The 10606-nt window shown below is 56.3% G+C and carries 10 protein-coding genes; 5 read left to right on the top strand and 5 right to left on the bottom strand.

Annotated features, from left to right (window positions below):
* Positions 1-53 precede the first annotated feature (53 nt).
* Together RV1423_RS02255 and RV1423_RS02250 are read right to left on the bottom strand one after the other, a co-directional pair.
* The gene (locus RV1423_RS02255; RefSeq protein WP_034292685.1) at positions 54-803 is read right to left on the bottom strand and encodes a hypothetical protein; all 750 of its coding nucleotides are present in this window, start codon (positions 801-803) and stop codon (positions 54-56) included.
* 338 nt (positions 804-1141) lie between these two features.
* On the bottom strand, positions 1142-1840 hold the full coding sequence (locus RV1423_RS02250) for a hypothetical protein (protein WP_155835002.1): 699 nt from the start codon (positions 1838-1840) through the stop codon (positions 1142-1144).
* Between the two features lie 404 nt (positions 1841-2244).
* On the opposite strand from RV1423_RS02250, the gene RV1423_RS02240 reads away from it, so the two are divergent.
* The 4 genes from RV1423_RS02240 (at position 2245) to RV1423_RS02230 (ending at position 7056) form a co-directional block, all read left to right on the top strand.
* Positions 2245-4413: a peptidase domain-containing ABC transporter gene (locus RV1423_RS02240; RefSeq protein WP_051516427.1), complete on the top strand. Its 2169-nt coding sequence runs from the start codon at positions 2245-2247 to the stop codon at positions 4411-4413.
* A gap of 2 nt (positions 4414-4415) precedes the next feature.
* Positions 4416-5885 carry an HlyD family type I secretion periplasmic adaptor subunit gene (locus RV1423_RS02235; RefSeq protein ID WP_081768645.1) on the top strand — a complete coding sequence of 490 codons (1470 nt, stop codon included), beginning with the start codon at positions 4416-4418 and terminating at the stop codon, positions 5883-5885.
* A gap of 125 nt (positions 5886-6010) precedes the next feature.
* A complete protein-coding gene (locus tag RV1423_RS30315) occupies positions 6011-6166 on the top strand; it encodes a hypothetical protein (RefSeq protein WP_197034861.1) in 156 nt (51 codons plus the stop codon).
* A gap of 29 nt (positions 6167-6195) precedes the next feature.
* On the top strand, positions 6196-7056 hold the full coding sequence (locus RV1423_RS02230; RefSeq protein ID WP_231502020.1) for an NAD-dependent protein deacetylase: 861 nt from the start codon (positions 6196-6198) through the stop codon (positions 7054-7056).
* Between the two features lie 34 nt (positions 7057-7090).
* Here the strand turns inward: RV1423_RS02230 and cfa are convergent, their stop codons facing one another.
* Positions 7091-8254: a cyclopropane fatty acyl phospholipid synthase gene (cfa, locus tag RV1423_RS02225; RefSeq protein ID WP_034292679.1), complete on the bottom strand. Its 1164-nt coding sequence runs from the start codon at positions 8252-8254 to the stop codon at positions 7091-7093.
* Positions 8255-8727: 473 nt separating this feature from the next.
* Here cfa and RV1423_RS02220 point away from each other — a divergent pair, with 473 nt between their 5' ends.
* Complete coding sequence (locus RV1423_RS02220; RefSeq protein WP_034292676.1) at positions 8728-9672, top strand: sensor domain-containing diguanylate cyclase; 945 nt, start codon at positions 8728-8730, stop codon at positions 9670-9672.
* Positions 9673-9718: 46 nt separating this feature from the next.
* On the opposite strand, the gene RV1423_RS02215 is transcribed toward RV1423_RS02220, so the two are convergent.
* Together RV1423_RS02215 and RV1423_RS02210 are read right to left on the bottom strand one after the other, a co-directional pair.
* On the bottom strand, positions 9719-10138 hold the full coding sequence (locus tag RV1423_RS02215) for a DUF6691 family protein (protein ID WP_034292674.1): 420 nt from the start codon (positions 10136-10138) through the stop codon (positions 9719-9721).
* A gap of 2 nt (positions 10139-10140) precedes the next feature.
* Positions 10141-10584, bottom strand: a complete 444-nt coding sequence (locus RV1423_RS02210; RefSeq protein WP_034292672.1) for a YeeE/YedE family protein — start codon at positions 10582-10584, stop codon at positions 10141-10143.
* Between the last annotated feature and the right edge of the window lie 22 nt (positions 10585-10606).

Below are 10606 nucleotides of genomic sequence, written 5' to 3'. Positions count from 1 at the left end.
TTGTGCAGCGCTGAGTTTGATGTCGCTCATATCTATCCTTTTGTGTTATCAATTTATTTTTCAGAAACGGTATTGGGAGTAGGAGCAATATTCCATGCATCGATGTATTTCCATATCTGCTCATCAATACTTTCCCAATCCTTGAAATGCTTTGCATGTGCTCGCCACGCGATTTCCATGCCTCCGTATTTTTTGCTGAAATATTTTGTTTTTATAAAAGGAAACTTGACCCAATCAGGATATGGCGAGACATCAACGTCCAACATAATAGTTTCGCCTGTTGCTACATCACGCGAGCCAAAACAATACTCTCGCCGTATCTCATCTTTTGACGTCACATTGAGTTTTTCGTAACAGCGCAAACCGAATTTGTCTTCATATTTCTCCGGATCAATTGAGCGATATTGACCTGTCGATACACGGTCAAACATATTGGGTACATGACTACCAGCGGCGCCCGGCTCCGCGTATTCCATAGGTGCAGACCCCACCTGCACAACATTCACCATATCCTCATCAAACTCATTCAAATAGTTATCCGGTGTATAGCCGTTGAAATCGGGGAAGAACATTTTGAAACCAATTGGTCCTACCTTAGGAAGTTTGCTGATAGGTGTCGGCGGACGCATCACTCGGTCACGTCCCCATCGGTCATATTGCAACCAGAATTGCTGGTACTGCGGCGGTATCGCTAAAATCAGATTGTCTTTCAGCTTGAAGAGCGCAGGCCTGCCCGGCCATTTCTTGGCATATTCGCTGTTCTTGTCCAGTACTTGCCCTGGCTTCAATGGCGGTTCCAGCATGGGAGTCGCTCCTATATTTTCGTCGTGACAGCCTGTACAACTAAGGCTGACACTAAGCAAGACGACGCTGAATGGATTCATTGCACGGTTCTATTTCAAGTGTGGGATTCTTGGTTAATTCAGACTTGCGATAGGAGACAAGTCAAAGCGCACGCGACATCTTGCCTTCATCTTTCCCCGATTTTCCACCGCACTATTCTAGAGACCCGCTCGCATTGAGAACATCGTATTTTCACGAGATGTCAGCGATTTGACAGCCAGTATTCTTTTTTGAAATTGGCGCACCGAAATTTTATTGAAATAGTCTCGACTTAAAGAAGCTCAAGACTGGTTACCACCTATCTATCTTCCTTCTCCGAGTTATTTTTTGGAGAGATCATCGAGAATATATTGGCCGCCATCGCACCGATAAACTCATCGAAATCCTTAACCCGATTAAACGGCTCTTGGACCAGATACGTTAAAGCAAGCTCTTTATTTTCAACAGGAGTTCGAAGGCTCACCGATACCCTATAAAGAGTAGTGCAAATGCTGTAATAACATGAGGTGCTGGAGGACATAGGCAATATCACCACCAGATGGTTAGTACGAAATGTTTTGGGGAACAAATCATTGATCGGAGACGATGGCACACCAGGGACTGGATTGGTTGATGCCGCAAGCGCCTCGATGCCTTTTTCTGCAAGTAGCCGCGGGAGCTTTTCGACCACGGCGTCGCGCAATTTATCGTTTGTCGCAAAAGGCGATGACAACTCCTGATCGGTGACTTTGTTTGTCGGCTTCCCTTGGCCCACCATTGGTGAATTCACAAAAAGAACGTTGATGCCTTCAACCAGAATGGGCACGCTCGTTGGCTTACGTACGATGTGCGTGGATGGAGCACAAGCCGATAAAAAAGAGCCGCCATCACGATGAATAGGGGCGTAAAAATGTACCTTCTGGTCGATGCTGTCGTTTTCAATGGAATATCTGCCATATGTAGTTGATGTTGAAATTACGCGCTGCTGAATGCGTTCAGCAACTCCCGCGTTACGCAATGCGAGGTCGCTCTTTTGCTTTCAATCTCGGCATGGTAATTCCCTGCGCACATTTGGAACATCGCATTTTTACGAAATATCGCCCCTATCGCTGTCCGCTTCCTATGCGGTGAACATCCTTCTTTACAAGCCGTCGCAACATCGCAAATAGTCTTGCCAAATTGAAACCGTCTCCCCTCACCACGAATAATTGCGAAATTGTTTTTCAATTTTCGATCAACAAGGACTCGACTTGTCGCGACATTTCCAATGTTCTTCATTTTTTCCGTCATTTCGCACCGACAAGAAGGATGAATGCGGCGATTTTCATGACATGATTTCCGGCGTTTTCCGTCTATCGCAACTCAATGCATATCGGAGTTGCAAGCAAACAAAAATATCGAAAACCTGTTCGGGGGTTGTTCATGAAGCAAGCAGAGCTTGCGCAAAAGGATTTTTTCTGGATTCTGGAAAGCGTTTGTACGCTGTTCCGAAAACCGTTCTCGCTGACGCTGGCCACACAACAATTTGCTTCGCCGTATACGCAGGAGACATTGTTGGCGGCCATCGCGGCGTATGGCTGCGACGCTTCTCCTGCTTCGTGCGCGGTGCGCAAGCTGCACAGCGAACCATTGCCCTTGCTGGTATGGCTACGCAGCGACGCGACACCATCCATTGAGGAAACCGGTTTGCTTCCGGCCCTGATCCTGCAGGTCGGCGATACTCATGTGTCGCTGGTTTTATCGGGCGAGTCTTCTCCATGTTCGCTGACATTCGCCGATTTCTCCGCGCGTTATCTTGGCCGGGCGATCCGCCTCTCGCTTCCCCCTGAAGAGGTCAAAGATGCAGACCGGAACGAGGCCGGCCGGTCGCAACGACTCTTCGGATTCCGCTGGTTCATCCCTGAACTGCTGAAGCATCGCAAGTTGTGGCAGGAAGTTTTGCTGGCATCGCTGGCCATTCAATTGATTGCGCTGGCGACGCCCCTCTTCACCCAAACCATCATCGACAAGGTGGTGGTTCATCGCACGCAAAGCACCCTGATTGTGATTGCCGTCGGCATGGCGATATTCACGCTGTTTTCCGCTGCGCTGTCATGGTTGAGGCAGTATTTGATCCTGCATACCGGGAACCGGGTCGATGCGGTATTGGGGTCATCGGTCTTTGAACATTTGCTGAAGTTGCCGCCTTTATATTTTCAGCATCGCCCTACCGGCGTCATCGCGGCCCGCCTGCACGGCGTGGAGACGATACGCGAATTCATCGCGAGCGCCGCGGTGGCTTTGGTTCTCGACTTGCCTTTCTTACTGATCTTCATCGGCATCATGTTTTATTACAGTGTCATGTTGACGCTGATCGTGCTGTCGATTCTGGGATTGATCGTCGTCTTGAGCATCGTGGCGGCGCCTTTGTTCCAGGTGCGCTTGCAGGAGCAGTTCCAGTTGGGTGCGCGCAATCAGGCTTTTGTGACGGAATACATTGCCGGCATGGAGACCGTGAAATCGCTGCAGCTTGAGCCGCAATTGGGCAGCCGCTATCGCAACTATCTGGCGGATTATCTGCAGGCGGGCTTCATCACCAAACAACTTGGCAACTCCTACAACACGATTGCCAGCCTTCTCGAACAATGCATGAGCCTGCTGATACTCGGCATCGGCGCTTATACGGTAATGCATTCGGTGGAATTCACGATCGGCATGCTGGTGGCTTTCCAGATGTTTGCAGGAAAGATATCGCAACCGATGCTGCGCCTGGTCGGCCTGTGGCAACAATTCCAGCAGGCCAGCCTGTCCGTAGCCCGGCTCGGCGACCTGATGAATGCGCCTGCGGAGCCATACTCCGTCACGCCTGCGCGCAGCCATCACGCTCGCGGCAGCATCCGGATCGAACAGATTTCCTTCCGCTATCACGAGCAGCAGGCGTTGCTCTACGAAAATCTCTCCTTGCATGTTCAGCCGGGACAGGCCGTCGCCATCATGGGCCCGTCTGGCTGCGGCAAGAGCACGCTGGCCAAATTGCTGCAAGGGTTTTATCAACCCGAAAGCGGTTGCATACGCGTGGATGGCGTCGACATCCGCTACCTGTCCGCCAATGAATTGCGCCAGCATTTCGGCGTGGTGCCGCAAGAGACGACGTTATTTTCCGGCACCATTTACGACAATCTGTTGATGGCCAATCCTCGCGCCAGTTTCGAGCAAGTCAGCACGGCTTGCAAGATGGCCGAAATTCATCAGGCGATAGAGGAATTGCCGCAAGGCTACCAGACCGAAATCGGCGAACGCGGCGCCGGTCTTTCCGGTGGGCAGAAGCAGCGCATCGCCATTGCCCGGGCGTTGCTGAAACGCCCCGACATCCTGATCTTCGATGAGGCGACCAGTGCGCTCGACGCCGTTACCGCAGAACTCTTCGCCAAGACCATCAATGGCTTGAAAGGCAAGGTCACCATGCTGTTCATCACGCACGGCCTGCCCCGCAGCCTCAAGGTCGATGCCATCTACAGAATCGGCGTCGGCGGCGCGCAAGCAATGGCCGTCCCTTCCGCTGCACCCGACTCCGCCGCTCTCGCTCACCGCGTCAATGGGCAAGGAGAATGAGCATGCCGACATCTTCAGGGAAGAACCAAGGTCAACCGGACAGCAACACCTCGGAGAACCGCATCGATGCGGTATCCTCGCAATCCGGCCCGCGACAGGCCGGCGCGAAAATCATTCCCCTGCGCCCCGGTCACCGCTGGGACGATCCTTTGCGCCTGATCGAGGACGCGGCTCCCGGCGAGACTGGCCGACTGGTGTTGTGGACAGTCTGCATATTGATATTTCTGATGATTCTCTGGGCGAGCTTCGGGAAGCTTGACATCATCGCCAGCGCGGAAGGCAAGCTGACGCCGCAAACCTTGCTCAAGATTGTGCAGCCGGCCGAATCCGGCGTTGTCCAGCAGCTCCTTGTCAACGAAGGCGACAGCGTCAAGGCCGGTCAAGTCCTTGCGCGACTGGACACCACGCTTGCCCGGGCCGACAGCGCCGGCATCGCCAACGACCTCGCTCACCAGACAATGCAGGAGCGGCGCATTGAAGCCGAACTTTCGGGCCAACCGATGCTGCCTGTTGCCGGAGACAATCCCGTATTGTTCGCGCAGGTACTGGGACAATACCGAGCCCATCGCCAGGCTTACCTCGACAGCCTGGAACAGGAGCGCGCCCTGCTGAGCAAAGCAGAACATGAGCGTCGCAGCGCGTTGCAGATCCTGGCCAAGCTCGAACAGACATTGCCTTCCTATGAGCGTTCCGCCGAGGCATACACGAAACTGGAACAGGAAGGTTTCTTCAGCCCGCTGGCGACTGCGGAGAAACGTCGCGAAGCTACCGAGAAGGCACGCGATCTGGATGCGCAGCATTCCGCCGTATCAGCCATCGATGCGACCATCGAGGCCCAAGGAAAACGCATCAGCCAGATACAAAGCGCCTACCGCAGCGAGCTGGAAAAGGAACGTGCCGAAATCCGGGCCAGGATCGCGCAGTTGCAGCCCGGCCTTGAGAAGACCGCGTATCGCGAAGGCTTGATGGAATTGAAAGCGCCTCAGGACGGCACCATCAAGGATCTGGCGACCACGACTCTGGGGGCTGTGGTGCAGCCGGGCAGCGTCGTCATGTCGCTGGTTCCCCGCGATGAACTGTTGTTTGCCGATGTCAATATCAAGAACGAAGACGTCGGTTTCGTATTGATCGGCCAAAAAGCGCAAATCAAGCTGGCGACGTATCCATTCCAGAAATACGGCATGCTCAGCGGCGTTGTCACGCATATCGGCGCCGACGCCAGCGAGAATAACCGGCAAAGCCAGATCGATCCGACCAAAAACGGCAATGAATCGGCCAACGTTGCGGCATGGACCTATAAAGCGAGAATCAGACTGGATCGGCAAACGCTACGAGATCCGCAAGGTGCGCTTCTGCCGCTAACGCCAGGCATGCAGGTTGTCGCGGAAATACAGCAAGGAAAGCGCACGGTGCTCGAATATCTATTGTCCCCGGTGCAAAAAGCCGTTCAGGAGGCGGGACGTGAACGATAAGGACAGATGAGAAGAAACGTTCAGGCGCCCTATCGTCTTCCGACGCCAATCAATGATAGGATCGCAATCGTCCCCGGCACGGCTGAACCGGCCGGCGCATTCATCCACATTAACAACGTCAAGTCATGAAACGAGTCATTACCAGCATCCTCATCGGCGTCGTCCTGTATTTCCTGCTGCCTTTCATCACCAAATTCATTCCGCAATACCGCCTGGCCGTCTGGTCGATCACGGCGGCGGTGGTGTCGTTTGTGGTGTCGGCGGGCATGGACAGAGTGTGAAGCAGGATCATTGAAGAAACCCGGCATCCTTGGAAAACGACGTCATCCACATCAACCGGCTCGACGCGGATGCGAGCGCCGTCTCGGCGTTCGTGGCGCCTCACCGCAATGTGCTGGTCCTTACCGGCGCCGGCATCAGCACCGCATCGGGCATCCCGGATTATCGCGACGCCAATGGCGTGCGGCGCGGCAAGGCGCCGATGGAAGGTCCGGCCTTCCGCGCTTCGGAAACGATGCGGCGGCGTTACTGGGCGCGCAGCATGATCGGCTGGCCCAAGCTCGCGCAGACCGCGCCGAATGCCGGCCATCGCGCGCTGGCCGCGCTTGAGGCAGCCGGCAGGATAGCCGCGCTCCTGACGCAAAACGTCGACGGCTTGCATCAGCAGGCGGGGAGCCGTGCCGTGATCGAACTGCACGGCAACATCCATCGCGTTGTGTGTCTGGCTTGCGGCACGATGCAGACGCGCCGCGCAGTGCAAACGCTGCTCGAGCGAGCCAATCCCGGTCTGGTCGGCAACGACGCCGCCGCCTTGCCGGATGGCGATGCGGAACTGGCTACGGACGCGCTGGCCGGCTTTCAGGTTCCGCCCTGCCCGGCATGCGGCGGCATGCTTCAGCCCGATGTCGTGTTCTTCGGCGACGGCGTGCCGCGGGATCGCTCGGAGGCTGCCGAACGCGCAGTGGCTGCGGCGGATGCGGTATTGGTGGTCGGGTCGTCGCTGGTGGTGTTTTCAGGCTACCGCTTTTGCCGCATGGCCGCGGAAGCCGGCAAACCGATTGCCGCGATCAATCGCGGCGTCACGCGGGCGGATCATTTGCTGGTGCTGAAATGCGAGACGCCGGCTGAATCATTGCTGCCTTTGCTTGCGGATCGCCTGCACAGCGACTGAACCAGACGATCCGCATGCCGCATGAAAACGCGCTTCAGACGTTCTCGCGCCGATAGCCGCCCATCACGCCTTTCTTGGACAACACCCATTGCCATAGCTGGATATCGCGCGCGCGGAAAGCGCCGGCGCAAGACAGCAGGTAGTAGCGCCACATGCGGCGGAAGCGTCCCCCCAGTTGCGCTTCGAAACGCGGCCAGGCGGCTTCGAAGTTGCTGTGCCACGCCATCAGGGTCTTGTCGTAATCGGCGCCGAAGTTGTGCAAGTCTTCCACCACGAACAGATGATCCAGCGCATCGCCGATCTGGCCGATCGACGGCAGGTCGCCGTTCGGGAAGATGTACTTGTCGATCCACGGATCGGGCGACGATTTACGCTGGTTCTTGCCGATCGTGTGCAACAGGAACAGACCGTCGTTGTCGAGGCAGCGATGGGCAACGTCCATGTAGGTGCGGTAGTTCTTGCGGCCCACGTGTTCGAACATGCCGATGCTGACGATGGCGTCGAAATGCTCGTTGAGTTCGCGATAGTCTTGCAGGCGGAACTCCAGCGGCAGATGCGGGTAACGCTCCTTCGCCAATGCAATCTGCTCTTTCGAAATGCTGACGCCGACGGCATGCACGCCGTAACGCTCGGCGGCAAAGGCCATGAAACTGCCCCAGCCGCAGCCGATGTCGAGCACGCGCATTCCCGGCTTGAGTTGCAGCTTGCGACAGATCAGGTCGAGCTTGGCTTCCTGCGCTTCTTCCAGCGTGGCGGCGCTGTTCCAGTAACCGCAGGTGTAGGTCATGCGCGAGTCGAGCATCGCCGAATAAAAATCGTTGCCAAGGTCGTAATGCACTTCGCCGACCGTGCGCGCGCGCTTGAGGTTCTGTCGGTTCATGAATTTCGCGGCGAGCACATGGCCGATCAACCGCAACGGCTTGACGGTGTCGGCCAGCCGGGTGCGCAACAGTCGGGAGAAAAATTCATCGAGCTGTTCGGCGTCCCAGTCGCCATCCATGTAGGCCTCGCCCAATCCCAGGTTGGCCTGTGCGAACGCACGCTCGGGAACGCCGGCGCGATGCAATTGCATGTCCCATGGGTTGCCGCCGTTGATGCGGATGCCAGCCTGGCCGAGCATGTCGGCCATGCTGCGATAAATTGCCGAGTCTTGGGGAAGTTCGTTTTGCGAAGTGAATGTGGAGGCATTCGAAGACATGTGCTGCGTTCCTGTCAGTAGATAAGTTGAGGACGGGCGCGCTGCTCGGGCAGCGTCAAATCTTTCTTCAATGCCCTAAACGATAAATCAGACGCGCATCTTTTGCACAATTGATTAAATGTGTTCATTTAATTAACTCTACCTATCGAACAAAAAATACGCTCTCGCGCTTGCAATGCCGTTCAGTCAAGCCTGTTTTCTTCAGCCGTCGTCTCGGCGTATGCCAGGACCTGGTGTCGTGAAAACATCCGATACGACGCTGGGTCCTGACTTTCGTCAGGACGACGGTTGTGATGGGCTGACTATGCGGTAAAGAGCTTTTGAACTTAACTGAACAGCATTACCCACACGCTTGATATTTTTGAGGTTTCCCGTCGCTATGACAGCCGCCAGGGATTGCCGCAGGTTATCCTTACGACAATACGGTCATCGTCGGCGAAGCTGCCTCATCGTTTTAATTTCATCCATATTTCATGAACAAACGAGTACAAAAACAAATGGAACCGGATAGCGCCGTCTACAAGACGCTGCTTGAATCGACCAAAGCGATCCCCTGGAAAATCGACTGGAGCACCATGAAGTTCGCCTACATCGGCCCGCAGATCGAGGCGCTATTGGGCTGGACGCCGGAAAGCTGGGTCACCGTGGAAGACTGGGCCATGCGCATCCATGCGGAAGACCGCGAAGGCGTGGTGAATTTTTGCGTATCGCAGTCGAAGTCCGGCGTCGACCACGAGGCCGATTACCGCGCCATCACGCGCGATGGTGAGCATGTCTGGATCCGCGACGTCGTGCATGTGGTGCGCAAGCCCGACGGCGAGGTCGATGCGCTGATCGGCTTCATGTTCGACATCACGGAACGGAAGAAGACCGAAGCGCGCCTGGCAGAATTGCAGAAAGAGCTGGAGGCGCTGTCCTACCGCGACAGCCTCACCGAGGTCGCCAATCGCCGCATGTTCGACTCCGCGCTGGAAGTCGAATGGGCCAACGCTGTCAAGAACCGCACGCCTTTGTCGATCATCATGCTCGACATCGACTACTTCAAGCAATACAACGATCATTACGGCCACATCCGCGGCGACGCCTGCCTCAAGCAGATCGCCGGCGTGCTGAACCAGGCCGCCACGCGCACGCGCGATTTCTTTGCACGCTACGGCGGCGAAGAGTTCGTGCTGATCCTGCCGGAAACCGACCGCGCCTCAGGCCTCAAAGTGGCGCAGCGTTGCCGCAAGATGGTGCTGAAGGAAAAAATCCCGCACGAAAAATCGCAGGTGGAAAGCGTCGTCACGATCAGCCTGGGCATGGCGACCATCATCCCCTCCACGCAAGACCATCGCATCGACTTCATGGAACTGGTCGACAAGCGTCTCTACATGGCCAAGCAGCGTGGGCGCAATTGCATCGTTGCCGAGGACTGAGCATCCTTGCAGCCGGGCGGCACGTCGCGTGCGCCCGTAAAAACACTCAGTGCTTTTTGATCCGCTCGAATAAATCGAAAACCAGCATGCCGGCAATCATGGCCGCGCCAAAACCGAAGGCTTTCGCATAGCCGGCGCCGATGGCGACCAAGGCAGGTCCCGGACAAAAACCCGCCAGTCCCCAGCCTACGCCGAAAGCGGCGCTGCCGAGCACCAGCCGCAACGTCACCGCTGCCTGGGCCGGCAATTGCATGGGCAAGCCCAGCAAGGACAGGCTGCGACGCTTTGCCATCCAGAAAGCCGGCACGCCGACAAGGATGGCACCGACCATGACGAAGGCCAGCGACGGGTCCCATATGCCAGCCAGATCGAGAAAGCCGAGGACCTTGGCGGGATTCGCCATGCCCGACACCAGTAAACCGAAACCGAACAGCAGGCCTGCCAATAACGCGGTCAAGATATTCATCTTCATGCTCCGATCACATGCAGTCTGACGAACACAGTCAGAAAGCCCGTCACCATGAATGTCAAGGTCGCGACCAGCGAGCGCAACGATCCGCGCGCCAGACCGCAGACGCCGTGACCGCTGGTACAGCCTCCGGCATAACGGGTGCCGAGACCGACGATGAATCCCGCCGCCAGGATTTCCCCCCAGCCGGCCTTGACATCAAGTACAACGGCGACGCCGGACCAGGCTGCGATCAACGGCGCCGCGAGCAATCCGATCAGGAAGGCTGCCCGCCACGCCGTATCCTTCCGCGGCATTTTCAGCAAACCGCCGAGGATGCCGCTGATGCCGGCGATCCGGCCGTTGAACAGGATCAATCCGGCCGCCGCGCCGCCAATCATCAAACCACCGGCCAACGACAGGCCGGGAGTGAAATGGTCAAAGTCAATCAAGTCGATCTCCATGGTGAAAAAGTTCTGAGGGCAA

Origin of the sequence: Herbaspirillum sp. RV1423, assembly GCF_000577615.1 — a bacterium.
GTDB lineage: Bacteria > Pseudomonadota > Gammaproteobacteria > Burkholderiales > Burkholderiaceae_D > Herbaspirillum.
Note: the sequence above shows the minus strand (reverse complement) of the source record. Positions and strands in the feature narration are given on the sequence as shown.